Origin of the sequence: Mycolicibacterium canariasense (assembly GCF_002101555.1) — a bacterium.
GTDB classification, from domain to species: domain Bacteria; phylum Actinomycetota; class Actinomycetes; order Mycobacteriales; family Mycobacteriaceae; genus Mycobacterium; species Mycobacterium canariasense.
Window position 1 is genome coordinate 37,621 of record NZ_LQOL01000050.1, and the last position, 25,487, is coordinate 63,107.

The 25,487-nt window shown below is 67.0% G+C and carries 27 protein-coding genes, 1 tRNA gene and 1 pseudogene; 13 read left to right on the forward strand and 16 right to left on the reverse strand.

Annotation, left to right across the window (positions count from 1 at the left end):
- The first annotated feature begins 1 nt into the window (after position 1).
- From AWB94_RS15060 to AWB94_RS15075, 4 genes are read left to right on the forward strand one after another with little or no spacing between them, the layout of a single operon-like run.
- On the forward strand, positions 2-1,111 hold the full coding sequence (locus AWB94_RS15060; RefSeq protein WP_062660116.1) for an ABC transporter ATP-binding protein: 1,110 nt from the start codon (positions 2-4) through the stop codon (positions 1,109-1,111).
- The gene (locus AWB94_RS15065; protein ID WP_062660117.1) at positions 1,111-1,758 is read left to right on the forward strand and encodes an ABC transporter permease; all 648 of its coding nucleotides are present in this window, start codon (positions 1,111-1,113) and stop codon (positions 1,756-1,758) included. The genes AWB94_RS15060 and AWB94_RS15065 overlap by 1 nt, the downstream gene beginning before the upstream one ends.
- On the forward strand, positions 1,755-2,540 hold the full coding sequence (locus AWB94_RS15070; RefSeq protein ID WP_062660118.1) for an ABC transporter permease: 786 nt from the start codon (positions 1,755-1,757) through the stop codon (positions 2,538-2,540). Before AWB94_RS15065 ends, AWB94_RS15070 begins: the two co-directional genes overlap by 4 nt.
- Positions 2,537-3,148 carry a putative glycolipid-binding domain-containing protein gene (locus AWB94_RS15075; RefSeq protein WP_062660119.1) on the forward strand — a complete coding sequence of 204 codons (612 nt, stop codon included), beginning with the start codon at positions 2,537-2,539 and terminating at the stop codon, positions 3,146-3,148. Before AWB94_RS15070 ends, AWB94_RS15075 begins: the two co-directional genes overlap by 4 nt.
- On the opposite strand, the gene AWB94_RS15080 is transcribed toward AWB94_RS15075, so the two are convergent.
- On the reverse strand, positions 3,111-4,055 hold the full coding sequence (locus AWB94_RS15080; protein WP_062660242.1) for a prephenate dehydrogenase: 945 nt from the start codon (positions 4,053-4,055) through the stop codon (positions 3,111-3,113). The genes AWB94_RS15075 and AWB94_RS15080 overlap by 38 nt on opposite strands.
- 93 nt (positions 4,056-4,148) lie before the next feature.
- Here AWB94_RS15080 and AWB94_RS15085 point away from each other — a divergent pair, with 93 nt between their 5' ends.
- From AWB94_RS15085 to AWB94_RS15095, 3 genes are all read left to right on the forward strand, one after another.
- Positions 4,149-4,667 carry a tRNA adenosine deaminase-associated protein gene (locus tag AWB94_RS15085; protein ID WP_062660120.1) on the forward strand — a complete coding sequence of 173 codons (519 nt, stop codon included), beginning with the start codon at positions 4,149-4,151 and terminating at the stop codon, positions 4,665-4,667.
- Entirely contained in the window at positions 4,664-5,164 is a 501-nt protein-coding gene (locus tag AWB94_RS15090; RefSeq protein WP_062660121.1) for a nucleoside deaminase, read from the forward strand. The genes AWB94_RS15085 and AWB94_RS15090 overlap by 4 nt, the downstream gene beginning before the upstream one ends.
- A 50-nt stretch (positions 5,165-5,214) precedes the next feature.
- A tRNA-Ser gene (locus tag AWB94_RS15095) sits at positions 5,215-5,305 on the forward strand.
- A gap of 47 nt (positions 5,306-5,352) precedes the next feature.
- Here the strand turns inward: AWB94_RS15095 and AWB94_RS15100 are convergent.
- From AWB94_RS15100 to AWB94_RS15110, 3 genes and pseudogenes are all read right to left on the reverse strand, one after another.
- Positions 5,353-5,817 (reverse strand): annotated as a pseudogene (locus AWB94_RS15100) (RDD family protein); the annotation flags it as partial.
- Between the two features lie 75 nt (positions 5,818-5,892).
- Positions 5,893-7,437 carry an alpha/beta hydrolase family protein gene (locus AWB94_RS15105; protein ID WP_062660123.1) on the reverse strand — a complete coding sequence of 515 codons (1,545 nt, stop codon included), beginning with the start codon at positions 7,435-7,437 and terminating at the stop codon, positions 5,893-5,895.
- A gap of 69 nt (positions 7,438-7,506) precedes the next feature.
- Complete coding sequence (locus AWB94_RS15110) at positions 7,507-8,763, reverse strand: PE-PPE domain-containing protein (RefSeq protein WP_062660124.1); 1,257 nt, start codon at positions 8,761-8,763, stop codon at positions 7,507-7,509.
- A 393-nt stretch (positions 8,764-9,156) separates the two neighbouring features.
- Here AWB94_RS15110 and AWB94_RS15115 point away from each other — a divergent pair, with 393 nt between their 5' ends.
- A complete protein-coding gene (locus AWB94_RS15115; RefSeq protein ID WP_062660125.1) occupies positions 9,157-9,516 on the forward strand; it encodes a DUF732 domain-containing protein in 360 nt (119 codons plus the stop codon).
- A 66-nt stretch (positions 9,517-9,582) separates the two neighbouring features.
- Here AWB94_RS15115 and AWB94_RS15120 read toward each other — a convergent pair whose 3' ends face one another.
- The gene (locus tag AWB94_RS15120) at positions 9,583-10,089 is read right to left on the reverse strand and encodes a lipoprotein LpqH (RefSeq protein ID WP_062660243.1); all 507 of its coding nucleotides are present in this window, start codon (positions 10,087-10,089) and stop codon (positions 9,583-9,585) included.
- A 135-nt stretch (positions 10,090-10,224) separates the two neighbouring features.
- A complete protein-coding gene (locus tag AWB94_RS15125) occupies positions 10,225-10,674 on the reverse strand; it encodes a lipoprotein LpqH (protein WP_062660126.1) in 450 nt (149 codons plus the stop codon).
- Positions 10,675-10,737: 63 nt separating this feature from the next.
- Here AWB94_RS15125 and tgt point away from each other — a divergent pair, with 63 nt between their 5' ends.
- On the forward strand, positions 10,738-11,976 hold the full coding sequence (tgt, locus tag AWB94_RS15130) for a tRNA guanosine(34) transglycosylase Tgt (RefSeq protein ID WP_062660127.1): 1,239 nt from the start codon (positions 10,738-10,740) through the stop codon (positions 11,974-11,976).
- Positions 11,977-11,995: 19 nt separating this feature from the next.
- Positions 11,996-13,234: a cytochrome P450 gene (locus AWB94_RS15135; RefSeq protein ID WP_062660128.1), complete on the forward strand. Its 1,239-nt coding sequence runs from the start codon at positions 11,996-11,998 to the stop codon at positions 13,232-13,234.
- Here AWB94_RS15135 and AWB94_RS15140 read toward each other — a convergent pair.
- The 6 genes from AWB94_RS15140 to AWB94_RS15165 form a co-directional block, all read right to left on the reverse strand.
- Entirely contained in the window at positions 13,231-13,467 is a 237-nt protein-coding gene (locus AWB94_RS15140) for a hypothetical protein (protein WP_062660129.1), read from the reverse strand. The genes AWB94_RS15135 and AWB94_RS15140 overlap by 4 nt on opposite strands.
- 188 nt (positions 13,468-13,655) lie before the next feature.
- Positions 13,656-13,952, reverse strand: a complete 297-nt coding sequence (locus tag AWB94_RS15145; RefSeq protein ID WP_062660130.1) for a WhiB family transcriptional regulator — start codon at positions 13,950-13,952, stop codon at positions 13,656-13,658.
- Between the two features lie 157 nt (positions 13,953-14,109).
- Positions 14,110-14,865 (reverse strand): amino acid ABC transporter ATP-binding protein, encoded by a 756-nt coding sequence (locus tag AWB94_RS15150; protein WP_062660244.1) that lies wholly within the window; start codon positions 14,863-14,865, stop codon positions 14,110-14,112.
- Positions 14,866-14,873: 8 nt separating this feature from the next.
- Positions 14,874-16,364 (reverse strand): ABC transporter permease subunit, encoded by a 1,491-nt coding sequence (locus tag AWB94_RS15155; RefSeq protein ID WP_234811745.1) that lies wholly within the window; start codon positions 16,362-16,364, stop codon positions 14,874-14,876.
- Between the two features lie 44 nt (positions 16,365-16,408).
- Positions 16,409-17,269 carry a tRNA glutamyl-Q(34) synthetase GluQRS gene (gluQRS, locus tag AWB94_RS15160; protein WP_062660131.1) on the reverse strand — a complete coding sequence of 287 codons (861 nt, stop codon included), beginning with the start codon at positions 17,267-17,269 and terminating at the stop codon, positions 16,409-16,411.
- Positions 17,270-17,293: 24 nt separating this feature from the next.
- Complete coding sequence (locus tag AWB94_RS15165; protein ID WP_062660132.1) at positions 17,294-17,938, reverse strand: MBL fold metallo-hydrolase; 645 nt, start codon at positions 17,936-17,938, stop codon at positions 17,294-17,296.
- Between the two features lie 128 nt (positions 17,939-18,066).
- Between AWB94_RS15165 and AWB94_RS15170 the strand changes: the two genes are divergently transcribed.
- Positions 18,067-19,173 carry an ATP-dependent DNA ligase gene (locus AWB94_RS15170; RefSeq protein ID WP_062660133.1) on the forward strand — a complete coding sequence of 369 codons (1,107 nt, stop codon included), beginning with the start codon at positions 18,067-18,069 and terminating at the stop codon, positions 19,171-19,173.
- Here the strand turns inward: AWB94_RS15170 and AWB94_RS15175 are convergent.
- Complete coding sequence (locus tag AWB94_RS15175) at positions 19,170-19,829, reverse strand: TetR/AcrR family transcriptional regulator (protein WP_062660134.1); 660 nt, start codon at positions 19,827-19,829, stop codon at positions 19,170-19,172. The two genes, AWB94_RS15170 and AWB94_RS15175, sit on opposite strands and share 4 nt — an antisense overlap.
- A 135-nt stretch (positions 19,830-19,964) precedes the next feature.
- On the opposite strand from AWB94_RS15175, the gene AWB94_RS15180 reads away from it, so the two are divergent.
- On the forward strand, positions 19,965-20,387 hold the full coding sequence (locus AWB94_RS15180) for an MmpS family transport accessory protein (RefSeq protein WP_062660135.1): 423 nt from the start codon (positions 19,965-19,967) through the stop codon (positions 20,385-20,387).
- Complete coding sequence (locus AWB94_RS15185) at positions 20,384-23,296, forward strand: MMPL/RND family transporter (protein WP_062660136.1); 2,913 nt, start codon at positions 20,384-20,386, stop codon at positions 23,294-23,296. Before AWB94_RS15180 ends, AWB94_RS15185 begins: the two co-directional genes overlap by 4 nt.
- Here AWB94_RS15185 and AWB94_RS15190 read toward each other — a convergent pair.
- From AWB94_RS15190 to AWB94_RS15200, 3 genes are read right to left on the reverse strand one after another with little or no spacing between them, the layout of a single operon-like run.
- Positions 23,293-24,108 carry a sugar phosphate isomerase/epimerase family protein gene (locus AWB94_RS15190; RefSeq protein WP_062660137.1) on the reverse strand — a complete coding sequence of 272 codons (816 nt, stop codon included), beginning with the start codon at positions 24,106-24,108 and terminating at the stop codon, positions 23,293-23,295. The genes AWB94_RS15185 and AWB94_RS15190 overlap by 4 nt on opposite strands.
- Entirely contained in the window at positions 24,105-25,058 is a 954-nt protein-coding gene (locus AWB94_RS15195) for a catechol 2,3-dioxygenase (RefSeq protein ID WP_062660138.1), read from the reverse strand. Before AWB94_RS15195 ends, AWB94_RS15190 begins: the two co-directional genes overlap by 4 nt.
- Positions 25,059-25,067: 9 nt before the next feature.
- The gene (locus AWB94_RS15200; RefSeq protein WP_062660139.1) at positions 25,068-25,484 is read right to left on the reverse strand and encodes a carboxymuconolactone decarboxylase family protein; all 417 of its coding nucleotides are present in this window, start codon (positions 25,482-25,484) and stop codon (positions 25,068-25,070) included.
- Between the last annotated feature and the right edge of the window lie 3 nt (positions 25,485-25,487).

A 25,487-nucleotide genomic window follows, 5' to 3' on the forward strand; every position in this document is an offset into this window, starting at 1 on the left:
GATGATCACCTTCACCAACGTCACCAAGACCTACCCGGACGGCACCGTCGCGGTCGACGATCTCACCCTCGACATCCCGGAGGGCACGCTGGCGGCATTCGTCGGGCCCTCGGGCTGCGGCAAGACCACCTCCATGCGGATGATCAACCGGATGATCGAGCCGACCTCGGGCACGCTCACCGTCGACGGCAACGACGTGACCGAGGTCGACCCGGTCAAGCTGCGGCTGGGCATCGGTTACGTCATCCAGAGCGCCGGGCTGATGCCGCATCAGCGGGTCGTCGACAACGTCGCCACCGTACCGGTGCTCAAGGGCGAAACACGCCGCGCTGCACGCAAAGCCGCGCTGGGTGTGTTGGAGCGGGTGGGCCTGGACCCCAAACTGGCCAACCGCTATCCGGCGCAACTGTCCGGTGGCCAGCAGCAGCGCGTCGGAGTGGCCAGGGCGCTGGCGGCCGACCCGCCCATCCTGTTGATGGATGAACCGTTCAGTGCCGTCGATCCGGTGGTGCGGGAGGAGTTGCAGACCGAGATCCTGCGGCTGCAAAGCGAATTGCGCAAGACCATCGTGTTCGTCACGCATGATATCGACGAGGCGGTCAAACTCGGGGACAAGGTGGCCGTATTCGGCCGGGGCGGGGTGCTGCAGCAGTACGCCGATCCGGCGTTCGTATTGTCCAATCCGGCCAACGAACTGGTGTCCGGTTTCGTCGGGGCCGACCGCGGCTACCGCGGGCTGCAGTTCTTCGAGGGCAACGGGCTGCCGCTGCACGACATCCCGCAGGTGGCCGAGTCCGAGATCGACGCCCAGCAGCTCGATCCTGGGGAATGGTTGCTGGTGATCCGGTCCGACGGGAAGCCGGTGGCGTGGATCAACGCCGAGGGCGTCGACGTCCACCGCAAGGGAAGCACGTTGTACGACAGCACGATCGGCGGCGGCTCATTCTTCCCGCCGGACGGCTCGCTGCGCCAGGCGCTGGACGCCGCGCTGTCCTCACCGTCGGGGCTGGGTGTGGCCGTCGACGACGGCGGGCGGCTGCTGGGCGGTATCCGGGCCGACGACGTGCTGGCAGCACTGCAACGACAACGCCGGGTGCCGAAGGTCGGGTAGTGACGTATCTGCTGACCCATCTGGACAAGGCGTGGGCGCTGACGCTGATCCACCTGCGCCTGTCGCTGGTGCCGATCGTGCTCGGGCTGCTCATCGCGATACCGCTGGGCGCGGCCGTGCAGCGCACCACCGTGCCGCGCCGCACCATCACGGTGCTCGCGAGCATCGTGTTCACCATCCCGTCGCTGGCGCTGTTCGTGGCGCTGCCGCTGATCATCCCGACCCGCATCCTCGACGAGACCAACGTCATCGTCGCGCTCACGCTGTACACCACCGCGCTGCTGGTGCGCGCCGTACCCGAGGCGCTGGACGCGGTGCCCGCCGACGTGTTGGACGCGGCCACCGCCGTCGGATACCGGCCCTTCACCCGTATTGTCAAAGTCGAACTGCCCCTGGCGGTTCCGGTGCTCATCGCCAGCCTCCGGGTGGTCGCGGTGACCAATATCTCGATGGTGTCGGTGGGGTCGGTGATCGGCATCGGCGGCCTGGGGACCTGGTTCACCGAGGGCTATCAGGCCAACAAGAGCGGCCAGATCATCGCCGGCATCATCGCGATCTTCGTGCTGGCCGTGGTGATCGACGCGCTGATCCTGTTGGCGGGCAAGGCGATCACCCCTTGGACCCGAGCCACGGCGGGGGCGCGATGAACTTCCTGCAGCAGGCCCTGTCCTACATCTTCACCGCGGAGCACTGGTCCGGCCCGGCCGGGCTGGGCATCCGGATCGCCGAACACCTGCAGTACACCGCGATCGCGGTGCTGTTCTCGGCGTTGGTCGCGATCCCGGTCGGCCTGCTCATCGGGCATACCGGCCGCGGCACCTTCCTGGTGGTCACCGGCGTCAACGCGTTACGTGCCCTGCCGACGCTGGGGGTCCTGCTGCTCGGGGTGCTGCTGTGGGGGCTGGGACTGATACCACCCACCGTCGCGCTGATGCTGCTGGGTATCCCGCCGCTGCTGGCCGGGACGTATGCCGGCATCGCCAACGTCGACGCCGCCGTCGTCGACGCCGCGCGGTCCATGGGCATGACCGAACGCCAGGTGCTGTCCCGGGTCGAGGTGCCCAACGCCCTGCCGCTGATCCTGGGTGGGCTGCGCACTGCGACCCTGCAGATTGTGGCGACCGCCACCGTCGCCGCCTATGCCAGCCTGGGCGGGCTGGGGCGCTACCTCATCGACGGCATCAAGATCAGGCAGTTCCACATCGCGCTGGTGGGTGCCCTGATGGTGACCGCGCTGGCGCTGATCCTGGACGCCGCCCTGGCCTTCGCGGTGTGGCTGTCCCAGCCGGGAGTGGGCCGCTGGCGGCGCCTACCGCAGCCGTTGATCGACGACGAGGTCGCGCTCGAATCACGATCGGGGGCCGTGCGGGGGCGGAGTTCGGAACGCGGCTACGAAGCCCGGGGCGCGTCGCCTACGGTAGAGAGGTGACTGACGCAGCCCCTCAATCAGGCACTGAGTCCGACGGCGCTTGGCCGGCGATCCTGACCTGGCGCGCCCATGAGCAGCCGCGGATGGAGTCGGTACGGGTCCAGCTGTCCGGGAACCGGATCAAGGCCTATGGCCGTATCGTGGCCGCGGCCACCGAGTCACATCCCGCCTTCAGCGCCTCGTATGACCTGGTCACCGACGAGGCCGGTGCCACCAAACGGCTGTCGCTGACCATGACGCTGGCCGAGCGGGAACGTCAGCTGTCCATCGCTCGCGACGAAGAGAACATGTGGCTGGTGCAGGACCACCAGAACCAGACCAGGCGGGCCGCCTTCGAGGGCGCGCTCGACGTGGACGTGGTGTTCAGCCCGTTCTTCAACGCGCTGCCCATCCGGCGCACCGGGCTGCACCAGCGGGCCGACGCGCTCAGCCTGCCGGTGGTCTACGTGCGGCTGCCGGAACTCACCGTCGACCTGGAGACCATCAGCTACAGCAGCACCGGCGAGGGCGTCGGCATCAGCCTGAAATCACCGGTCGCCGAGACCACCATCACCGTCGACTCCGACGGCTTCATCCTGGACTATCCAGGACTGGCAGAGCGGATCTGATCACCCCGCCGGCCCGGCCGGCGGCGGCCAGTTCGTCGCGCCAGTTCTCCGCGCCGATCGTCACGTGCAGGATGTCGGGCCGGCTGAAGCTGTCATACCGGACGCGGGCGGCGTGGCCGGCGTCCACCAGGTCGGCCACCGAGGTTTGCGTCGCCAGGTGCTCCCTGGCCTGGGTGAGCAGCTCGAGCGTGCGGTCCAGCTGGGCCAGCAGCTCCTCGGCGTTGGCTTCGCACATGGCCCGCACCAGGTCGGGGGCGGTCGCCGCGACCCGGGTGCCGTCCCGGAACGATCCCGCGGCCAGCGCGAACGCCAGCGGCACATCGCCGGCGGTGACGGCCAGCGCCTCGGCCAGCAGATGCGGCAGGTGCGAGATCGCGGCTGCGGCGGCGTCGTGCTCATCGGAGCGGGCCGGGACCACGAACGCGCGGCAGTCCAGCGCCAGGTTCATCACCGCAGCCCACACCTGCGCGTCGACGTGGTCATCGACGCTGACCACCCACGGGGTGCCGGCGAACAGCTCCTTGTTGCCGGCGGCCCAGCCGGAGTGCGCGGTGCCCGTCATCGGGTGCCCGCCGACGAACCGGGACACCAGCCCGTGTTCCTGCACCTCCCGCAGGACCGCGCCCTTCACGCTGATCACGTCGGTCAGCGCACAGTTCGGGGCGATGCGGCCGATATGGTCGAGCATCCCCGACAGGGCGGGCATCGGGACGGCCAGCACGATCAGCGCATCGGTGTCGGCGGCCCGGGCCAGCACCTCGTCCAGGGCCGCGGTGGCGTCGAAACCGTCGAGGCGGGCGGCCGCGACGCCGTCGACGGATCGGTTGTAGCCGAAGACCTGGCGGCCTGCCTCTGCAGCGGCGCGCATCAAGGAGCCGCCGATCAGTCCCAGCCCCAGCACGCACACCGGTGTGTCGGTCACCGTTCAAGGTTGGCATACGGTGCGCACAGCCGGTCATTAGGTGGTCAAAGCCCCTGGTCTGCGACTAGCGTTAGCGCCATGGGAGCACAGCGTGCGCCGGCGCAGGAAGCTGCGGACCAGCCGGAGGGTTTCGGTGTCGCGGTCGTCCGCGAGGACGGGAAGTGGCGGTGCTCGCAGATGCGTCGAGGCGCGCTGACCAGCCTGACCGCCGCCGAGACCGAGTTGCGTGAGTTGCGCAGCGCCGGTGCCGTTTTCGGGCTGATCGACGTCGACGACGAGTTCTTCCTGATCGTGCGGCCCGCCCCGGCGGGCACCCGGCTGCTGCTCTCGGATGCCACCGCGGCGCTGGACTACGACATTGCTGCCGAGGCCCTGGACAAGCTGGACGCCGACCTCGACGACGAGGACCTCGAGGAGTCGGATCCGTTCGAGGAGGGTGATCTCGGGGTGCTTTCGGACATCGGGCTGCCCGAGGGGGTGCTCGGGGTGATCGTCTCCGATATCGATATGGAGATCGAGGAGCAGATCGCCGCGATCGCGCAGCGGATGGGTTTCGAGTCGGAGCTGTCCGCGGTGCTCGACAAGATCGGTCGGTGACCGAGGAGCAGCTGATCCGGCAGGCGTTGGAGGCCGCCCGGCTGGCCGGTCCGCGGGACGTGCCGATCGGCGCGGTGGTGTTCGGCCCCGACGGCACCGAGTTGGCCCGTGCCGCCAACGCACGCGAGGAACGCGGCGATCCGACCGCGCACGCCGAGATCCTGGCGATGCGCGCGGCCGCGGCTCGGCTGGGCGACGGCTGGCGGCTGGAGGGCTGCACGTTGGCGGTGACGGTCGAACCCTGCACCATGTGCGCGGGCGCGATCGTGATGGCGCGGGTGGGCCTGCTGGTGTTCGGGGCGTGGGAGCCCAAGACCGGGGCGGTCGGATCGCTGTGGGACGTGGTGCGCGATCGACGGCTGACCTACCGGCCGCAGGTGCGCGGCGGGGTGCTGGCCGCCGAGTGCGCCGCGCCGCTGGAGAAGTTCTTCGCGGCTCATCGCGCTGACCCGACGGTTGTTGGCGCTGATTCCGCCGATCAGCGCCAACATCCGTAGCCTCGGCGGCCGATTATGGCCAGCCGGGCCGGCCCGGTAAGCTGCCTCCCGGTGGCGTGTCCGAGCGGCCTAAGGAGCACGCCTCGAAAGCGTGTGACGGGTAACCCCCGTCCGAGGGTTCAAATCCCTCCGCCACCGCCAGCAGAAACCCCCCGCCGAACCGAGTCCGGCGGGGGGGTTTCTCGTATTCAGGACACCGGCACGCAGACGGTCTTGATGACCTTGTCGGCGATGGTCTGCCGCTTGGCGTCGATCAGCGGCAGCAGGAAGCCGAGATAGCAGATGATGCCGTCGAGGATGTGCGCGAGCTGGCGCACCACGGACATGCCGAAACCGATGGGCTGGCCGGTCGCTTCGCTGACCACCTTGAACTTCATGACCGACTTGCCGATGCTGGACCCCGTGGTGCCCTGCTTGTAGCCGTAGTTCCACAGCAGGTAGGCCAGACCGATCACCGTCGAGAGCATGAGTACCGCCGCGCCGATCGTGGCGTTCCCGGTCGCCTGGACGGCGTAGCCGATCCCCAGGATGATCCCGTATGGGATGTAGTCGATCAGGAATGCCAGCACACGCGTCAGCCATGGCGTGTACGCGGGATTCGCGGTCACTGCGCTCTGCGGCAGTGGTTGTTCGGTCATCGGTGGATACCTTCCTCGTCAAGTGGTGTGTGATGCGATCACGAGGAAGCTAGGGATCCGCGGTTGGAAGATCCTTGGAAGGACGCGCGCTCAGGCCGCCGTCGTCGCGGCGGCAGGTATCAGGACGGCCGGCGCCGTGCCGATCACCCGGCCGTGCGCCGTGCCCTTCGGGGTGGGGATGTCGATGATGCTGCCCGGCACCAAATCGTCACCCTTGGCGGTGTCGCCGGCGAACCAGTCCGTGAGCCAGGCCACCGCGAGATCGGTGACCGCGGGCGGATTCTGCGCCTGCGGAACACCGGCCAGCAGCTGCGCGGCGAACTGGATCAACGAGTTGCCGCCCTGCATCGAGTCCATGTGCACGCCGCCGGCGAGCACCACCCCGTTGAACCGGTCGGGTCGTGCCGCCGACAGCGTCTGGTTGACCGTGCTGATGAAGTTGAAGGCGTTGGGTGGGGCCCCGATCTCGCGAACCGGGATGTACTGACCGCCGCGAGCCTCATAAGCGTCCAACTCGGCCAGCGCGTCCTTGAGAGTGTTGCCGGTGGGTACCGCGTCGAGCAGGATGACGCCCACCAGATCGGCGGCGTCGTCGCTCGCGGCAAGGGAGCCCGCCGCCCCGGACACCAAGCCGCCGCCGGCGGAATGCCCTGCCAGCGCGAACTTCTGGGGCAGCGCCGCCGTCGCCGGATCCAGGCCGTACCGGGTGGCGTACCCGGCGGCCACCGCGCTCTCGGTCAGGGCCGCCCGGTCCCCGCGGAACAGGTCGGCGATGTTGGTCGCCATCCCGGAGCCGCCCAGCCACCGGTCGTCGGCGGCGAAGAAGTTCGACGGGAGGGTGGGGGTCACGACGACGCTGTTGGTGCGTTCGGCCAGGTTCGCGGCGGTGAAGCTGTACATCGGTCCCAGCGCGAAGAATCCGTGCTGCAAAAGGATCATCTGCTCCGGCGGTGCGCCGGTATCCGAGGGCTCGGGGTAGTACCAATTGGCTTGCACACGTTGGCCGTTGCCGAGCAGGATCGTCGACGAGCGGACCGTCACGGTGCTCTTGGCGGGCAGCACCGGCGGGCCGGTGACGAACTTCTCCAGCGCCTGCAGCGCGTTGATGGCCGCGGATCCGATGGTGGTGATCAGATCGGTGACGGCCCTGGCCACCACCTTGATCGGATTGGGCGGCGCGGCTACGGCTTTGGGCGTGATCGGATCCTGGGCCAACCGTAACGTCGTGGGCTTGACCGTAATGGCCGGGGCGGTCTTCGGCGCCGCGGCGGTGCCGGCCGGCGCGGTCTTCGACTCGGACTTGGGCTCGGTTTTCGGCTCGGTCTTGGGTGCGGCGGACTCGGTACCGGATCCGGTCTTGGAGCCGGCCTCGGACGAGGCAGCGACACCGGCGGCGGGTTTCTTCTTCTTTTTCTTCATGGGTGGGGCGGGCTCGACCGGCTTGGTGTCGGATGACTCCGTTTCGGTGGCGCCGGTGGCTGGTCCCGACGACGGCTTCGACGGCGACTCAGCCGACGTCGCGTCGGTGGACGGCGAGCCGGTATCCGCCGCGGCGAGGCCGGCCCCGGTCAGCAGCGCGGCCGATAATCCCGCGGCGAGCAGACCGGCACTCACCCACACCGACAAGCGCTGCACAGCGGACCCCTTCTCACGCGAACCCGCCCCGATCTTGACAGGTGTCGGCAGTTGTGGGGCCGGAATGGCTCAGGCCGCGGCCGCACCCGTCTCGGCGTCGGCCGGCTTGTCCGGTTCCGGCTGGGCCTGCTCGGCGGCGGCCGGTGCGGTGCCCGTCGGGTCGGGTGGGCCGTCGGCGGTCGGCGGGGTTTTCTCCGGGTCGGGATCCGCCGGCTTCTTCCCGGCGAACGTCGTCGGCGACACCTTGTTACCGTCGGTCATATCGGTGGGGCCACGGGCCGACCCCGCGGTGGTCGTCGTCGTGGTGGTCGTGACCGCCGTCGGCTTGGGGTTTCGGCCTAGCAGGTTGTCCAATCCCTGGCGCAGCGCGCGCGGTGTGTTGGCCAGCGCCTCGGCGATCTTGTGCGGCGGCGTCACCACCGAGAAAGGCTGGTGGACTTCGGGGTTGAGGTTCTGGCGATCGGTGTAGGCCATGTCGACCATCACCTTCAGCACCGGCTCCACCGCGCCGAGCAGGCGCTCGGTCGGTTCGGTGAGCCGCAGTGCGGCAGCCACCTGCCGTACCGGCGCGAGCAGCGGCAGACGCTCATTCGGGATCAGCACGTAGGTGTCGGTGCCGCCCGCCGGGTTCTTGACCACCTTGACGTAGTTGTCCGGGCTGGTGATGTCGCCGCTGTCGTAATACGCGTCGGGGTGCGCGTAGGCGGCCGCCGCCAGCGAATTGAGCAGCGCGAGCGGATTGAAGTAGGCCGGGAAGTCGGCGTAGGTGTCGTACTCGTTGGTCACGTAGGTGGTGTCGTATGCCGAGGGTTGTGCCGGGCCCATCCCCGGGATCATCAGCGGGATCCCGATACCGGGAAACCGGGCGAAGATGCCCCCGTTCGGGATGAACGGTGCGGCGATCTCGAGGAAGCTGAGGTCCTGGGGTTCGGGCCCGCCGGCGCCACCGCGCAGGTTGCGCTTCTCCTGCTCGGCCAGCAGGGAACCCTCCGAGTAGGAGACGACGACGACCTTGCCCGGCGTGGTCGTCACCAGCTGGTGCAGCGGCGGCATCCCGGCGCGGACGCTGCCGATCATGTCCAGCGATGCCGGGTAGACCAGCGGGACGTATTCGTAACCGTCGGGAATGACCTGGCCGCGCAGTTTGTGCGGAATGTTGGCCGCCGCCGGGTCGTCACGCCCGCCGATCCCGATGACGGTGTTCAACAGCCTGGGCAGGAGATTCTGCAGGGGCGTTGCGGGGATCTGAGCCATGGCCAGCGCAATCGCCATTCCCAGCGCTGCGAACAGTGCGGGCAGTTCTCGGGTCGACGTGTGGGTCGCCATGATTCCCCCTCGGTGCACTGCCGTAGGGCACCTGAACCGCAGGTTACTCCGCGGTGAAGTTGCTGTGTGGGCTTTGACACATCCGCGCCACGTGGCGGTGTGCGCGTCGTCGGGGTCCGTTCACCGCAGATTCGACTTCTTCGTGAGATTGGTCAAAGATCCGGCGCGGCAGAAGAATTGGCGGCAGACCTGTGTCACAGTGGGGTCATCATGGCGAACTCCAGCAAGAGGCCGGCGATGTGGCGTGACCCGTTGTCGTTGTCCTTCGAGGTGCACCGGCGCGTGTTGCTGGCGCGTTTACGGCGGCATCAGCGCCGGCATCCGGCGCCGGCACCGGTCGCTGGGCGTCCCTGATCGGGTTCGGCGCCGGTGCCTGCGCGCTAGAGTTCAGCCATGCGCGCATTTCGAGTAGCGGTGCTGGCCGGTGCGGTGGCCACCGGATTGGTCGGGGCCGCAACCCTGCCCGCCCCCTCCGCGCACGCGGATGTCGTCGCGTATCTGGTGAACGTCACGGTGCGGCCCGGCTACAACTTCGCTGGTCCCGACGCTGCCATCGCGTATGGCCAAACCATCTGCGACCGGGTGGCGGGCCTGATGCCCTATGGCCAGCTCGTCGAGCAGGTGAAGGCGGATTTCAACACCGCGGACTACTACCAGGGCGCCTATCTGATCAACCAGGCGGTCAACGAGTTGTGCCCGGCGCAGATCTGGCAGCTGCGCCAGTCAGCCGGCGGCTACACCGTCCCGGCCTGAGCGCCGACGACAACGGCGGCGCCCCTGATGGGAACGCCGCCGTCATTGTCTCTTGGGGAAATCCGGTCAGGGGCAGGTGACCTCGATGGTGAACGGCTTGTTCACCGGGGTCATGGGGTTGGCCATGTCGATCCCGGTCGCGGTGCCGCTGATCTTGTAGGTCTTGCCGTCCTTTTCGGCCTTGGCTTCACCCTGGCCGGCGCCGGCCTGGTAGCCGAGGGTCACGCCGTTGACGTTGCCCAGGCCGACGGAGGTCACGGTCGGGGCGTCGCCCTCGCTGAGGACGGCGGCGATGCCGGTGGCGGCCTCGCCGATCGCGATGTTGACGTTGCCGCCCATGGTGGCGCACACGACCGAGCCGTTCACGGTCTGGTCGGCGCCGTCGATGGTGACCTTGGTGGCGCCCGAGCCCGCCGTTGCGGTGGGCGAGTCCGTCGCGGTGGCGGCCTCCGAGGTGGTGGCCTTCTCCGAGCTGGCGGAGCTGGAGGACTTCTTGTCATCCGAGGAACAGCCGGACAGCCCGGCGATGACTATCGCCGCACCGCCCAGGGCGACCACGAGTTCACGCTTCACCACTGATCTCCTTCTGTTGTGCGATCCGTTTCAAGATCGCCTGATGATCCCAGAGCAGTATGGTGCTCAGCGGACACACAGACACGGTTATGCGCGAAATACTTGACTGCGGGTCTCCGACGGGTAATGCCCAGCTCAGCAGGCTACCTTCACGGTGAACCGGCTCTGGGTGCTGAAGCTGGCGTTGTCGGTCCGGAACCCCCGGGCGGTGCCGGAGATGTCGTAGGTGCGCCCGGTCATGCTGACCGTGGCGGCGGGTTCGCCGAGGCCCGCGTTGTAGCTGCCGGTGAATCCGCCCACGTCGCGGAAGGTCACCGACTCCGCGGTGAGTTCGTCCTCGTTGGATACCATCGCGCTGATCCCGGAGGTGTCGTCGCCGGTGCTGATGGTGGTGAGGAACCCGGCGGGGGAGCAGCGGACCGCGTGGGTGGTCCCCGCGTCGCGGCCGTCGATGGTGATCTGGGCGGTTCCCGGGCTGAGCGCACCCGGCGGGGTGGCGGCCTGCGGCGGGGACGACGAGCATGCGGTGGCGCCCGCCGTGACGGCGGCGACTATCACGGTGCCGATCACCGATCGCGTCCTCATGTAGTGAAATCTACGACCGACACGGCCCGAACACGCGGACTTCGCTGTTGATTGAATGTCGGGGTGAGCGAGCAGTATTTCGAGGTGCGGGCGCAGCTGCCCGGGCGCAAGGGCCGGGCCGGGGTCATCCACACGCCACACGGCGACATCCAGACGCCGGCGTTCATCGCCGTCGGTACCCAGGCCACCGTCAAGGCCGTGCTGCCCGAGACGATGAAAGAGATTGGCGCACAGGCTGTTCTGGCCAACGCCTACCACCTCTATCTGCAGCCCGGGCCCGATATCGTGGACGAGGCCGGCGGGCTGGGTGCGTTCATGAACTGGCCCGGCCCCACCTTCACCGACAGCGGTGGCTTCCAGGTGCTCTCGTTGGGCGTCGGGTTCAAGAAGGTGCTCGCCATGGACGCGACGCGCCTGCAGAACGACGACATCATCGCCGAGGGCAAGGAGCGGCTGGCGCACGTCGACGAGGACGGGGTCACCTTCCGGTCGCATATCGACGGCTCGTCACACCGCTTCACCCCCGAGGTGTCGATCGGGATCCAGCATCAGCTCGGCGCCGACATCATCTTCGCGTTCGACGAGCTGACCACCCTGGTGAACACCCGCGGCTATCAGGAGCAGTCGGTACGCCGCACCCATGATTGGGCGGTGCGCTGCCTGGCCGAACATCGCAAGCTCACCGTCGCCCGTCCGGACAAACCGCCGCAGGCGTTGTTCGGGGTGGTGCAGGGCGCGCAGTACGAGGATCTGCGCCGGCAGGCGACGCGCGGGCTGGTTTCCATTCTGGATGAGGACGGCCGCGGGTTCGACGGGTATGGCATCGGTGGCGCGCTGGAGAAGCAGAACCTGGCCACCATCGTCGGCTGGGTCACCAGCGAACTACCCGACGACAAACCCCGGCACCTGCTGGGCATCAGTGAACCCGACGACCTGTTCGCCGCCGTCGCCGCGGGCGCGGACACCTTCGACTGCGTGTCGCCGTCCCGGGTGGCCCGCAACGCCGCGGTGTACTCGGCACGCGGGCGGTACAACATCACCGGCGCGCGCTACCGCAGGGACTTCACCCCGATCGACGCCGAATGCGACTGCTATACCTGCGCGCACTACACCCGCGCCTATATCCATCACCTGTTCAAGGCCAAGGAGATGCTGGCGGCCACGTTGTGCACCATCCACAACGAACGCTTCACCATCCGGCTGGTCGACCAGATCCGCGCGGCCATCCTCGCCGGGGAGTTCGACGAACTGCGTGAGCACGTCCTGGGGCGGTACTACGGGACGGACCAGCGTTCTTCTTAGACGCGTGCACAATAAGAAAATGACGACGGGCGCCAGAACCGTGGAAGCGCAGACGCTGCTGGTCCAGATGCTCGACCCGGAGATCCGGGCCGATCCCTACCCGCTCTTCGCGCGCATCCGCGAGCTCGGACCGATGGTGCTGCCGGAGATGAACATGGTGGTGTTCTCGGGATTCGCGCAGTGCGACGAGGTGCTGCGCCATCCGGCGTCGTGCAGCGACGGGATGAAATCCGCGGTGGTGCAACGCCAGATCGCCGAGGGCATCATCCCGCCGCGCACCGCCACGCCGGGATTCCTGTTCCTGGATCCACCCGACCACACCCGGCTGCGCAAGCTCGCGCAACAAGCCTTCTCACCCAAGGTGGTCCGGCAGCTGGAGCCCGAGATCGTCGCGTTGGTCGACGAACTGCTCGACAAGGTGCCCGCCTCGGGTGAACTCGACGTGGTGACCGATCTGGCCTACCCGCTGCCGGTCGCGGTGATATGTCGTCTGCTGGGCGTTCCGCTGGAGGACGAACCGCAGTTCAGCCGGGCGGCCGCCCTGCTGGCGCAGGGCCTGGATCCGGTCATGACGCTGACCGGACACGCCTCCGAGGACGCCGACGAACGGCTGCAGGCCGGTGAGTGGATGCGTGGGTATCTCGCCGATCTGGTCGAGCAACGCCGTGCGGCGCCGCGCGAGGACATGATCTCCGCGCTGATCGCGGCCGAGGAGGACGGCGACCAGCTCGGTGCCGATGAGATCGTTGCGACCTGCAATCTGCTGCTCATCGCCGGTCACGAGACGACGGTCAACCTGATCGGCAACGCGGTGCAGGCGATGCTGCGTCAACCCGAACAGTGGCGCGCGCTGGCGGGCGACCCGCAACGGGCCAACGCGATCGTCGAGGAGACGTTGCGGTACGACCCGCCGGTGCAACTGGTGATGCGGATCGCCGGCGCGGACATGACGATCGGTGACCGCGCCCCGGTCGGGGTCCGCCGGGGTGACAGCATGCTGTTGCTGCTGGCCGCCGCGCATCGCGACCCGGACGTATTCGACCGACCGGATATCTTCGATCCAGATCGGGAAGACCTGCGGCACTTGGCTTTCGGCAAGGGGCTGCATTTCTGCCTGGGGGCGCCGCTGGCCCGGCTGGAGGCCCGTATCGCGCTGGCCGAGTTGGCTCGGCGGTGGCCGGAGGCTCACCTGCTGGGCGAGTCGGTGTACAAGCCGAACGTGACCCTGCGGGGGTTGGCGTCGCTGCCGCTCGGCTAGGGGTGGTGCACCATGCCCACCCAGCCGTTGAACTGCGGGGCTTGTGGAGCCTTGACCGTCGGTGTGGCACTGACCAGGATGTGACCGGCCGTCTGGCAGATGGTGGCACCGGCGCCCAGAGGTTCACAGGGTGGGCCCGAAGGCGCGGCCGCGGCCGGCGCGGCGCCGGCGATCGAGGCTGCCACGGCCGCGGCGGCCACTGCGGCGGTGACGAGGGACGGGATGGTGCGCATGAGACTGTCCTTTCGGGAGGGATGAATTCAGCGTGGCTGTTTCGTCCTCCCGGGACAGCGGTGCTGGCCCGACACTTTTGCGGGGGTTATCCCTGGTGCGGCGCCGCCGGTCCCGCCGTCGACGGAGTGCGTTGGTGCGGCAGTCTGCGTCGATAGCCTTGTCGCCGTGGCGATCTGGGCACCGGGGGTTACAGGCGGGTGGTGCGGTCGTGCAGATACCGTTTGCGCTCGTCCTCGGACAGCCCGCCCCAGGTGCCGAACGCCTCCTGGCACGAGATCGAGTATTCGCCGCATTCACGCGCCACCGGGCAGGCCGCGCAGATCGCCCTGGCTCGTTGCTGCCGGTTCTTGCGGGCCCAGCCCCGCTCGCCGTCGGGATGGAAGAACAGGCTGGGGTCCTCATAGCGGCACCGGGCACGCAATTGCCATTCCCGGTCCTGACGTCGCCGTACCGATGGCGTCTCAGGTGCTGTGACTGCGCCCATTGTTGCGATTCCTAGCTGTTGACCTGGCTACCGAAAAGTGACCGTGGTCACCGTCCGGCATGACGGTAACGGCACCCCTCTGCCATGTCTAGACAAACAAACATGTGGGTATGGCAACCATCGGTGACATACCATCGGGTTTGTCACCAGCCCGGTGTCACAGCGGGTTCAGGATGCGGTCGAGGAACTGTTTGGTGCGGTCCTCGCGCGGGTTTCCGATCACCTCGGAGGGTGGTCCCTGCTCCAGGATGATGCCCTGGTCGGTGAACAGCACCTGATCGGAAACCTGTTTGGCGAACTGGATTTCGTGGGTGACGATCACCAGCGTCCAGCCCTCGACGGCCAGATCCCTGATCACCGAGAGCACCTCGCCGACCAGTTCGGGATCCAGTGCGGAGGTGGGTTCGTCGAACAGGACCACCTTGGGCTTGAGCGCAAGCGCCCGGGCGATGCCGACCCGCTGCTGCTGGCCACCGGACAGCTGGAACGGGTACTGGTCGCGCTTGTCGGCCAACCCGACCGTGTCGAGCAATTCCAGGGCTTCGGCTTCGGCCTCGGCCTTCGGCCGCTTCTGCACGATCACCGGGCCCTCGGTGATGTTCTGCAGCACCGTCTTGTGTGGGAACAGATTGTGGCCCTGGAAGACGAAACCGCTCTGCGCCCGGTACCGGCGCAACCGATCCTTGGCGACCGGTTCGGCGAAATCGATCCGCTCTTCCCCGACCTTGATGACACCGGCGTCGGGGAGGTCGAGGGCGGCCAGCGCCCGCAGCAGTGTCGTCTTACCCGACCCCGACGGTCCGATGATGGTGGTGGCGGTCCCGCGTGCCACCGTGAACGAGACACCCTTGAGAACCTTGTTGTCGCCGAAGGCCTTTTCGACACCATCGGCTTGCACGCGGTAATCGGTCACGTCCTCGGTCATCGCGCCACATACCTTTCCAGCCGGCGTTCCAAGCGACTCTGGCCGAACGACAACACCAGGCAGATTGCCCAGTAGTACACGGCGGCCGCGGTGTAGGTCGAGAAGAAGTCGAAGGTGGGCGCGCCGATCTCCTGAGCCTTGCGGAACAGTTCGGTCACCAGGATCACCGACGCCAGCGAGGTGTCCTTGACCAGTGAGATCAACGTGTTGGACAGCGGTGGCACCGCCACCCGGGCGGCCTGGGGGAGGATGATCCGGCGCAGGGATCCGGCGTAGCTCAGGCCGATGGTTTCGGCTGCCTCCCATTGCCCCTTCGGGATGCTCAGGATGGCCGAACGGATGATCTCGGCGGCATACCCACCCACGTTGAGGCTGAAGGCGATGACGGCAGCGGTGAACGCCGGCAGCGTGACCCCGAACTTCGGCAGACCGTAGAAGACGATAACCAACTGCACCAGCAGCGGGGTGCCGCGGATGATCGAGATGTAGAACCGAGCGATATTGCTCAGCACCACATTCGAGGATATCCGGGCCAACGCCACCGCCAGCGCGATGACAAGCCCGACCACGAAGCTGATGATGGTCAGCGGGATGGTCGCCGTGATGGCGGCCTTGGCCAGGGGCCACAGGTTGTCCAGCACCAGCTGTAGTCCGGACCGAACGGCGGGTGCCGGCGCCTCCTGGCCGGCCGCACCGGTCGCGTCGGCCTTGAGGTAGCGCTGCGAGATCTCGGCCAGCGTGCCGTCGGCGCGCAGGTCGTCGAGTGCGCGGTTGAGTTCGGGCAGGTAGCCGCTGTTCTTGCGGGCGGCCAAACCCTGCTCGCTCTTCTCACCCGTCTGGGCCGCGATCTTCACCGACTTGTCGCCGGTCTCGGCCAGGTAGGCGTAGACGGCGATGCTGTCGTTCACCGTCGCGTCGATGCGGCCCTGATTGAGCAGGGTGATGGCCTGCGCGAAGCCCTCCACCGCTTCCACGTCCGCGCCGGCGTCGCGGGCCACCTTGGCCCAGTTGCTGGTGCTCGACTGTGCGGTGGTCTTGCCCTTCAGGTCGGCCAGCGATGTGATGGAGTCGTCGTCGGCGCGGGTGACGATCACCCCTTCGCCCACCGAATATGGCTGGGACAGATCGTATTTGGCTTGGCGTTCCGGGTTGATGGTGACCTCGTTGGCCACCACGTCGAACCGCTTGGCCTCCAGCCCGGCGAAGATCGAGTCCCACGGCGTTTCGACGAATTCGACCTCCACGCCGAGCTTCTCGCCGACTGCCTTGGCCACGTCCACGTCATAGCCGGTGAGCTGACCGGTCGCCTGGTCGTGGTAGCTGAACGGTGAGTAGGTGCCCTCCGTGCCCACCCGCAGCACGCCGGCCGACTTGATCGGGTTGTCACCGACCTTCTCGGTGCCGCATCCGGCCAGCACCGTGCCGAGCAGGGCGATCACCAGCAGCGCCGCACGCAGCCTGGCGGGTCGTCGAAGAGGGAGGGTCACCGGCGCAACCTAGCAACTCGCTGCGAATAACCCAACGGTTTCGATCAACCCGGCTGATATATCCAAGGCTCGGTGGGCAGCGCGGCGGGATCGAAACCGGCGAGCATCTCGGTCGGTGTGGCACCCGACAAACCCAGCGACGCAGCGATCTGGCCGAGTGCGTGCCGCACCCCGATCTCGGCGAGGGTGACCGCCCCATCGCGCTTGGCCAGCCGCTTGCCTTCGGCATTGAGCACCAGCGGCACGTGCGCGTACACCGGAACCGGGTGGCCGAGCAACCGTGCCAGGTACGCCTGCCGCGGTGACGAGGACAACAGGTCGTCGCCGCGCACCACCTGATCGACGCCCTGGGCGGCGTCGTCGACCACCACCGCCAGGTTGTAGGCAACGACACCGTCCCCGCGGCGCAACACGAAATCGTCCACCACGCCGGTGTACTGGCCGTGCAGCAGATCGGTGACCGTGTACTCGGTGACATCGCTGCGCAACCGCAGCGCCGGTGGCCGGTCCCCCCGGGCCGCGCGCGGGGACAGGTCCCGGCAGGTCCCCGGATATGCGCCCTCCGGAGCGTGTGGTGCGCGTGGCGCCGAAAGGATGTCCTTTCTGCTGCAATAGCATTCGTACACCAGCCCGCGCTCCGTCAGCCCGGCGATCACCGCGTCGTAGCGATGCCGGTGGCTGCGTTGGTATTCCGGCGGGTCGTCCCAGGTCAGTCCGATCGCCGCCAGGTCGGCGATCTGACGCGCGGCGACGTCAGCGAACGTCCGATCGTCGAGGTCTTCCACGCGCAGCAGGAATCTGCGCGAGGTGGATCTGGCGAAAAGCCAGGCAAGCAGCGCCGTCCGGAGGTTGCCGATGTGCAGGTCGGCCGACGGGCTGGGTGCGAACCGGCCGGCTGCTGTCATGCTCGCCAGGTTAGCCCGGCGCGATCACGCCACCAGCGCCAGTCGCTCCCTGGCCTGCTCGACGCACTCGGCCCAGCGTTGCGCGCCGGGCACATGCACCCCGGACTTGCCGGGAAAGGCGCTGGTGATCACCAGATCCGGATGCAGGCCGGCCAGCACCTGCAGGCTTTGCGCCAACGGCTGGGCGTCACTGAACGCCGGGATGTAGCCGGCGACCCAGGTTCCGTCGGCGTCCAGCACGATGGTGTCACCGGTGAACAGATAGGTCTGCCCGTTGACCCCGGGCACCAGATAGCAGGTGCTGCCCGGGGAGTGACCGGGTGTGGGGATCACCTCGATACCGTTGCGGTCGACGTGCCTGCTGCCGAGCGGGACGTCGACATGGGCGTGCATCCCGATCTCGAGCAGCTCGGTCGCCGGCGCGTGCAGAGTCGTGCCGAACCGTTCGCGAATGGACCGAAGCATCGGCCCCGCCTCGTCGCGGTGCGACAGGTATTGGTGCGTGACGCCGCCGAGGCTCTCGAACTCGGCGAAATCACGGTCGGTCTGGGTGCTGTAGAACAGGACATTGCCGGATTCGCCGCCCGTCCACAGGTACGCGTGGGTGGTGAGTCCGGGGAACGGCCGATCGACGCTGGTTTCCCACAGGTCGGCGCGGATCTGTCGCATGAGTACCTCCTCACTGGAATGGCTACAGCCTTCAACATCAACCGCGGTTGAGGTCAAGCGATTAATTTGGCGGGCGCCGCGCCCGATGCCGGCACCCCAATACCGCGGTGGCGCGGCTAGAAAGAGATATGCGCACCCCACCCCCGGTCGTTCCGCCGATCAAGCCGATGCTCGCCAAGGCCGTCGCCGCGATTCCGCCGGACGCGATCTACGAGCCGAAGTGGGATGGGTTCCGGTCGATTTGCTTCCGCGACGGGGACGACATCGTGTTGGGCAGTCGCAACGAGCGACCCCTGACCCGGTACTTTCCCGAACTCGTCGAGGCCGCCAGGGCCGAGCTTCCCGAGCGCTGCGTCGTCGACGGCGAGATCGTCGTGACCACCGCGACCGGGCTCGATTTCGAAGCGCTGCAACAACGTCTGCACCCGGCAGACAGTCGCGTGCAGATGCTCGCGGTCAAGACCAGGGCCTCGTTCATCGCCTTCGACCTGCTGGCCGTCGGGGACGAGGACCTGATGCGGCAGCCGTTCGACCTTCGGCGAGCACGGCTCGCCGAAGTGCTGCAGCGGGCGGGCACCCGGTTTCATCTCACGCCCGCGACCACCGACCTGGACACGGCACGACGTTGGTTCGCCGAGTTCGAGGGCGCCGGCCTGGACGGGATCATCGCCAAGCCGGCGTCCCTGGGCTATCAGCCCGACAAACGCGTGATGTTCAAGGTCAAACATCAACGCACCGCCGATTGCGTGGTGGCCGGTTATCGGCCGCACAAATCAGGTCCCGACGCCGTGGGCTCGTTGCTGTTGGGGCTGTACAAGGCGGACGGCAGCCTGGCCTCGGTGGGTGTGATCGGTGCCTTCCCGATGGCCACCCGACGCCAGCTGATCGACGAATTGCAGCCCCTGGTAACCGAATTCGAGCAGCACCCGTGGAACTGGGCGGCACAGGTGGCTGCGGACCCCGAGCTGGCGCGCCGCTACGGGGGCGGCTCCCGGTGGAACGCGGGGCGAGCGAAGCGACGGGGAGAAGACAGAGGCAAGGACCTGTCATTCGTCCCGTTGCGTCCGGAGCGGGTGGTGGAGGTGCGCTATGACTACATGGAGGGTGAAAGGTTCCGCCACACCGCGCAATTCAACCGCTGGCGGCCCGACCGCGAGCCGGGCTCCTGCACCTTTGCTCAGCTGGAACGGCCCGCACGCATCGACCTACAGCGCATCATTCCCGGCTTGGCTTAGGCGTTGCCCACCGGTGCCGAGCCCTGCATGGCCGTATCGGTCTGGTCCTCGTCGAGCGGATCGACTTCCAGCGACTGGCGGTCGGCCCGGTTGCGCATGCCCTCCAACAGGAGTGCCACGTAGCGCCGCCACAGGTCCGGCTGCACGTGCCCGGCCCATTCGCTGACCGTACCGGCCAGCAGGCCCATCACCGGCATGTCGGTGTGTTCGATATCGGGTCGCAGGTGTCCGTCGTCGCGGGCCCGTTCGACCAATGCGGATACGAACGGTGCCAGCCGGTCGCGTGCGCAGTCGACGCCGTATCCGCCGTGCGCCCTGCTGTACACCATCTCCCGCAACCCGCGATCGGTCGCGGTCAGTTCGCACATGTGCTGCACGAACCAGACGAAGCCCTCCCATGAATCCTCGTGCAGCAGCGCTTGTTCGGCCAGTGCGACGACCTCTTCGATAGCGTCTTCGAAGATCGCGTCGACGAGATCCTCTTTCGTTGCGAAGCGGCGGTACACCGTTCCTACGCCGACATTGGCGTGGTGGGCCACGTCGTTGAGCGTCGCCTCCATGCCTTTCACCGCGAACAGCTCGCGGGCGGCCTCGAGCACGCGCTGCCGATTACGCTCGGCGTCCTTGCGCAGCCCGCGGCATCGCTTGTCAATCACGCGACCCACATTAGTGACGTGCCTTACGTATGCCAATAAGTGGATTGACTCTATCCACTTATCCTCTTAGATTGCCTACCTAGGTCTCTCGCCGTTGCCTGACCTGCGGCTGTCACATTCTGGAAAGGCTCGACCTTGATTGCGGTACTGAAACGCGTCTGGCTGCCCATCCTCATGGTGGTGGCCGTGGCGATCGGTGCGGTGAGCGTCTCGTACCTGCGGTCGGTGTTCGGTTCCGACGGCGCGGTGGTGACCCCGGTCGGCTCGGACACCGCGGACAAGTTCAACCCGAAGGTCGTCGTCTACGAAGTCTTCGGCACCGGGACCACCGCGACCATCAACTACATGGACCTCCAGGGTCTCCCGCAGCGCACCAAAGCCGCGCTGCCCTGGACCCTGCGGCTGGAGACGACCATCCCGTCCGTCCAGCCCAATCTCCTCGCGCAGGGTGACGGCCAGTCGATCGGCTGCCGCGTCACCGTCGACGACGAGGTCAAAGACGAGAGGACGGCGACCGGCGTGAACGCCGCGACGTATTGCCTGGTGAAGGCAGCATGACCATTCTGAGCGACGACACCCCGACCGAGGCGCTGCCGCCCGCCGGCCACTCCCCCCGGCCCTGGCTGCCACGTTTCATCCGCACGTTCTCCATCCCGATCGTGCTTGGCTGGCTGGTCATCGTCGGGTTGCTCAATACCGTTGTGCCGCAGCTCGAAGAAGTCGGCAAGATGCGCGCGGTGTCGATGAGCCCGAACGACGCGCCTGCCCTCATCGCCACCAAACGGGTCGGCCATGTGTTCGACGAGTACAACACCAGCAGCTCGGTGATGATCGTCCTCGAAGGCCAGGACAAGCTCGGTGCGGACGCGCACGCGTTCTACGACGAGATGGTCCGGACCCTGCGGGCGGACACCAAACACATTCAGCACGTCCAGGATTTCTGGGGCGACACCCTCACCGCGGCCGGTGCCCAGAGCATCGACGGCAAGGCGAGCTACGTCCAGGTGTACATCGCCGGTGACCAGGGTGAGACGCTGGCGAACGAGTCGGTCGAAGCCGTCCGGCACATCGTCGAGACCACCAAGGCGCCACCGGGCGTCAAGGCCTATGTGACCGGACCCGCCGCGACGACGAACGACCAGAACGAAGTCGGCGACGCCAGCATGAAGATGATCGAAGGGCTGACCTTCGCCGTCATCACCGTGATGCTGCTGATCGTCTACCGGTCGATCATCACCGTGGCGATCACCCTGTTCATGGTGGTGGTCGGGCTGTCCTCGGCTCGAGGCATCATCGCCTTCCTGGGCTACCACGACGTTTTCGGGCTCACCACCTTCGCCACCAACATGGTGGTCACCCTGGCGATCGCCGCGGCCACCGACTACGCGATCTTCCTGATCGGCCGATATCAGGAGGCGCGCAGGGCCGGTGAGGACAAGGAATCGGCCTACTACACCATGTTCCACGGCACGGCCCATGTCGTGCTCGCGTCGGGTCTGACCATCGCCGGCGCCACCTTGTGCCTGCACTTCACCCGGCTGCCGTACTTCCAGACCATGGGCATCCCGCTGTCCATCGGCATGACCATCGTGGTCGCCGCGGCGCTCACCATGGGGCCGGCGCTCATCTCGATCGTCACCCGCTTCGGCAAGATCCTCGACCCCAAGCGGATGGACCGCGCACGCGGCTGGCGTCGCATCGGCGCGACCATCGTGCGGTGGCCGGGCGCGGTGCTGGTGGTGGCCGTCGTGCTGGCCCTGGTCGGTCTGTTGACCCTGCCCGGGTACCACACCACCTACAACGACCGGATCTTCCTGCCGACCGATATTCCGTCGAATGTCGGTATGGCGGCGGCCAATAGGCACTTCTCCGAAGCCAAGATGAACCCGGAACTGGTGATGGTCGAGGCCGACCACGACCTGCGCAACCCGGCCGACTTCCTGATCATCGACAAGATCGCCAAGGCGATGGTGCGGGTGCACGGTATCGCCCAGGTGCAGACCATCACGCGGCCCGACGGCAAGCCGATCGAACATGCCTCGCTGGCCTACTCGATGAGCCAAAGCGGAACCGGCACGCTGATGAACAACGACTATCAGCAGACCGTGCTGGAAAACACGCTCAAGCAAGCCAACGAACTGCAGACCACCATCGACTCGCAGGAGAAGCTGTACAACATCACCCTGCAATTGGCCGATGTCACGCGCAGGATGGCCGACAAGATGGCCAACACCTCGACCGACATCAACGATGTCCGTGATCACCTGGCCGACTTCGACGATTTCTTCCGGCCGATCCGCAACTACCTCTACTGGGAACCGCACTGCTACGACATCCCGATGTGCTGGTCGGTGCGATCGATCTTCGATGCGCTGGACGGCATCAACAAGATGTCCGACGACTTCCAGGACATCGTCCCGGATCTGAATCGGATGGCAGAGCTGACGCCGCAAATGGCGGCCGTGATGCCCGCGATGATCCAGACGATGAAGAACCAGAAGCAGTACCTGCTCAACCAGTACCAGGCGCAGAAGGCCCAGCAGGACCAGAACATCGCCAACCAGAACAACCAGACGGCGATGGGGCAGGCGTTCGACGCGGCCCGCAACGACGACAACTTCTACCTGCCGCCGGAGGCGTTCCAGACCGCGGACTTCAAGCGGGGCATCAAGCTGTTCATGTCCCCGGACGGACATGCGGTGCGGTTCACCGTCTTCCATCAGGGCGACCCCCTCAGTGAGGAAGGCACCTCCCACATCGAACCGCTCAAGATCGCCGCGGCCGATGCGATCAAGGGCACGCCACTGGAAGGCTCGACGGTGTACGTCGGCGGCACGGCGGCGATGTACAAGGACATGCAGACCGGCGCGGACTACGACCTGCTCATCGCGGCGGTGGCCTCGCTGATCCTGATCTTCCTGATCATGGTGGTGCTCACCAGGGCGGTGGCCGCCGCCACCGTGATCGTCGGCACCGTCGTGCTGAGTCTCGGTGCGTCCTTTGGCCTTTCGGTGCTCATCTGGCAACATCTCGTCGGCATCCCACTGCACTGGATGGTGCTGCCGATGTCGGTGATCGTGTTGCTGGCCGTCGGCGCGGACTACAACCTGCTGTTGGTGTCCCGGATGAAGGAAGAGATCCACGCCGGTCTACGCACGGGCACCATCCGGTCGATGGCGGGGACCGGCTCGGTGGTCACCGCTGCCGGTCTGGTGTTCGCCTTCACCATGATCTCGATGTCGGTCAGCAAGCTGATCGTGATCGGCCAGGTGGGCACCACCATCGGATTGGGCCTGCTGTTCGACACCCTGGTGGTGCGCTCGCTGATGACCCCGTCGTTGGCGACGCTGCTCGGACGGTGGTTCTGGTGGCCGCTGCGGGTTCGGCCGCGCCCGGTGCCGCAGCCCTGGCCGAAACCGCGGGAGACCGCGGCCGATCCCGCGCCGAGCCCGCCGGCGCCGGCCTAGGTGAAGTAGCTCGCCGTGGCGTCGTACGCGCGTTTCGCGGCGTCGGCCACGCTGTAGGTGCGGAACTCGGGATAGTTCACTTCAACGCAGTACGGGCCGGTGTAGCCGATGCCGGCGAGGGTGTCGAGGAAACCGCGCACCTCGAGTTCGCCGTCCCCGGGCAGATAGCGGGTGTTACGGGCGTTCCACAGGAAGTCGTTGTACACGCGCGGGCCGTCGTTGAGTTGGACGGCGGCAATGCGTTGCGCGGGAAGGTGTTGCAGCGTGCCGAGGTCCGCGCCCGTGTTGAAGAAGTGCCACACGTCCAGCAGGTGCCCCACGGCGGGTGTATCTGCTTGGCAGAGAAGGGCGTCAGCCTTCTCGACGGTGTTGACTGCCGACCAGGCGAAGGCCTCCAATGCAATGCGCAATCCGACACCGTGTGCGGTGTTGGCCAGCTGGATGAGCCGCTGCGCTGCCGCTTTCATGTCCAGTGCCGCACCGCTGAAATCGCCCGCCGATACGTGGTCGCCTCCGACGCGCTCGGCGAGCGCGGCCACCCGCTGCATCGTCGCTTGTGCGTTCGCGCCATCGTCGGGATTGATCCAACCGGCGAGGAATTCGATCTCGCGTAGCACCAACCCGGTATCGGCGAGGATCTGCTCGACATCGAGTGGTGTCAGGACATCCAGATCGGTCACGTGGATACCGATGCCGGTGAAACCGGCCGCGGACGCGGCCTCGCAACGCTCGCGGAACGTGTATCGCGGTGGTTCGGTGAATCCGCTGCCCGCGAGGGTGATGTAGCTGGCGACCAGGCCGGGCTCGGTCACGGCAGCACCGGGGTGGCGTGGGAATGGAAGCTGGGCGGCACGCTGAGCCCCCACGCCGTCGACCGGCCGCCGGTCTCGGTGTCCCAGGTGACGGGCTCCCAGTCCGGTGCGAAGATGTGGATGCCACCGGAGAAGATCTCCATGCGATTGCCACCGGGTTCGTACACGTAGAGGAAGAAGCCCTGCGTGCGTGAGTGTTTGGCGGGGCCGAACTCGATGAACACATCGTTCTCGACGAAGATGTCGGCCGCTCGGAGCACGTCCTCGCGGTTCTGGACCTGGTAAGCGACATGGTGCAGCCGGCCGCTGGTGTCGGCGGGCTCGCGGGTCAGTGCGAGATCGTGGGCTTTGGTCATGACACTCATCCACGCCCCGACCTCGTCGCCGTCTCCGCCCGGGACGAGGCGTTCACGCAGCTTGAATCCGAGTGTGTCCGCCATGAATTCGCGCATCCGGGGAACGTCGGGGGCCAGTAGATTGAGGTGGTCGATGCGGGCGACCGCGGCGCCGTGCGGAGCAAATTTCTGCGGCTGGTTGGGCAGCGCCGGTATCTGCGCGCCACTCGGAACGAACTTCTCGGCTTCGTAGTACACCTCGGTGCGGTGCCCACTGGGCGTGACGAACTGATACGCGGCCCCATGGCCGATGTCGCCGTCGATCCACTGCCCCTCCACACCGTGCTCCTTGAGGGCCAGCACGCGCCGGTGCAGGGCTTGCTCGCTGCTGGCACGCCAGGCGACGTGACCGAGTCCGGCTTGGTTGGATGCGGTGAGTTTGAGGGTGGTCAGGTCGTGGTCTTCCCATGCCCGTAGGTACACCGACTCGCCGTTGCGTGCGACCTCGTACATTCCGTAAGTGGTGGTGAAGAAGTCCAGGCTTTCGTCCGGGGTTGGGGTGAACAGTTCGACGTGTCCGAGGTGGGCGATGTCGTAGATCGGTTCTGGTTTCATGGTGCGTTCCTACTGGCTGTTCTGTTGGGACTCTTCGAGTTCAGCGATCTCGTCGAGGATCGTCGCGTTGCGGTTGGACACCGACAGCCCGCCGAACAGGAAGGCCAGGTTCAGTGTGGCTTGTAGTTCCTCCCAGGTGGCACCCGCGCGAAGCGCGGCCAGTCCGTGCAGCTTTGCCGCGTCGCGCACGTTGACCGCCAGGACCGCGAACAGGATGAGCTGCACGGTCTTCTGATCGAGTGCGTCGGTGTAGACGGCTTGCCGCCGCACCTCCTCTTGGGCGATCAGGAAGTCGGGGTTCAGCTCGGTCAGCCGTGCGATGCGTGATGCGATGCGCGGCGGGACGAAGCCCACCATGTCGACATAGCTGTTTCGGTACTCCTCGATCTTGGCCAGCTGTTCGTCGGTGGCCTTGCCCTGTCCCATGGT

Bases quoted from the DNA above. Each gene is read 5' to 3' on its own strand.
- AWB94_RS15060 (WP_062660116.1), top strand. From the start codon at position 2: ATGATCACCTTCACCAACGTCACCAAGACCTACCCGGACGGCACCGTC.
- AWB94_RS15070 (WP_062660118.1), top strand. From the start codon at position 1,755: ATGAACTTCCTGCAGCAGGCCCTGTCCTACATCTTCACCGCGGAGCAC.
- AWB94_RS15085 (WP_062660120.1), top strand. From the start codon at position 4,149: ATGGGAGCACAGCGTGCGCCGGCGCAGGAAGCTGCGGACCAGCCGGAG.
- AWB94_RS15110 (WP_062660124.1), bottom strand. From the start codon at position 8,763: ATGGCGACCCACACGTCGACCCGAGAACTGCCCGCACTGTTCGCAGCG.
- AWB94_RS15115 (WP_062660125.1), top strand. From the start codon at position 9,157: ATGCGCGCATTTCGAGTAGCGGTGCTGGCCGGTGCGGTGGCCACCGGA.
- AWB94_RS15125 (WP_062660126.1), bottom strand. From the start codon at position 10,674: ATGAGGACGCGATCGGTGATCGGCACCGTGATAGTCGCCGCCGTCACG.
- AWB94_RS15135 (WP_062660128.1), top strand. From the start codon at position 11,996: ATGACGACGGGCGCCAGAACCGTGGAAGCGCAGACGCTGCTGGTCCAG.
- AWB94_RS15140 (WP_062660129.1), bottom strand. From the start codon at position 13,467: ATGCGCACCATCCCGTCCCTCGTCACCGCCGCAGTGGCCGCCGCGGCC.
- AWB94_RS15145 (WP_062660130.1), bottom strand. From the start codon at position 13,952: ATGGGCGCAGTCACAGCACCTGAGACGCCATCGGTACGGCGACGTCAG.
- gluQRS (WP_062660131.1), bottom strand. From the start codon at position 17,269: ATGACAGCAGCCGGCCGGTTCGCACCCAGCCCGTCGGCCGACCTGCAC.
- AWB94_RS15165 (WP_062660132.1), bottom strand. From the start codon at position 17,938: ATGCGACAGATCCGCGCCGACCTGTGGGAAACCAGCGTCGATCGGCCG.
- AWB94_RS15170 (WP_062660133.1), top strand. From the start codon at position 18,067: ATGCGCACCCCACCCCCGGTCGTTCCGCCGATCAAGCCGATGCTCGCC.
- AWB94_RS15185 (WP_062660136.1), top strand. From the start codon at position 20,384: ATGACCATTCTGAGCGACGACACCCCGACCGAGGCGCTGCCGCCCGCC.
- AWB94_RS15195 (WP_062660138.1), bottom strand. From the start codon at position 25,058: ATGAAACCAGAACCGATCTACGACATCGCCCACCTCGGACACGTCGAA.
- AWB94_RS15200 (WP_062660139.1), bottom strand. From the start codon at position 25,484: ATGGGACAGGGCAAGGCCACCGACGAACAGCTGGCCAAGATCGAGGAG.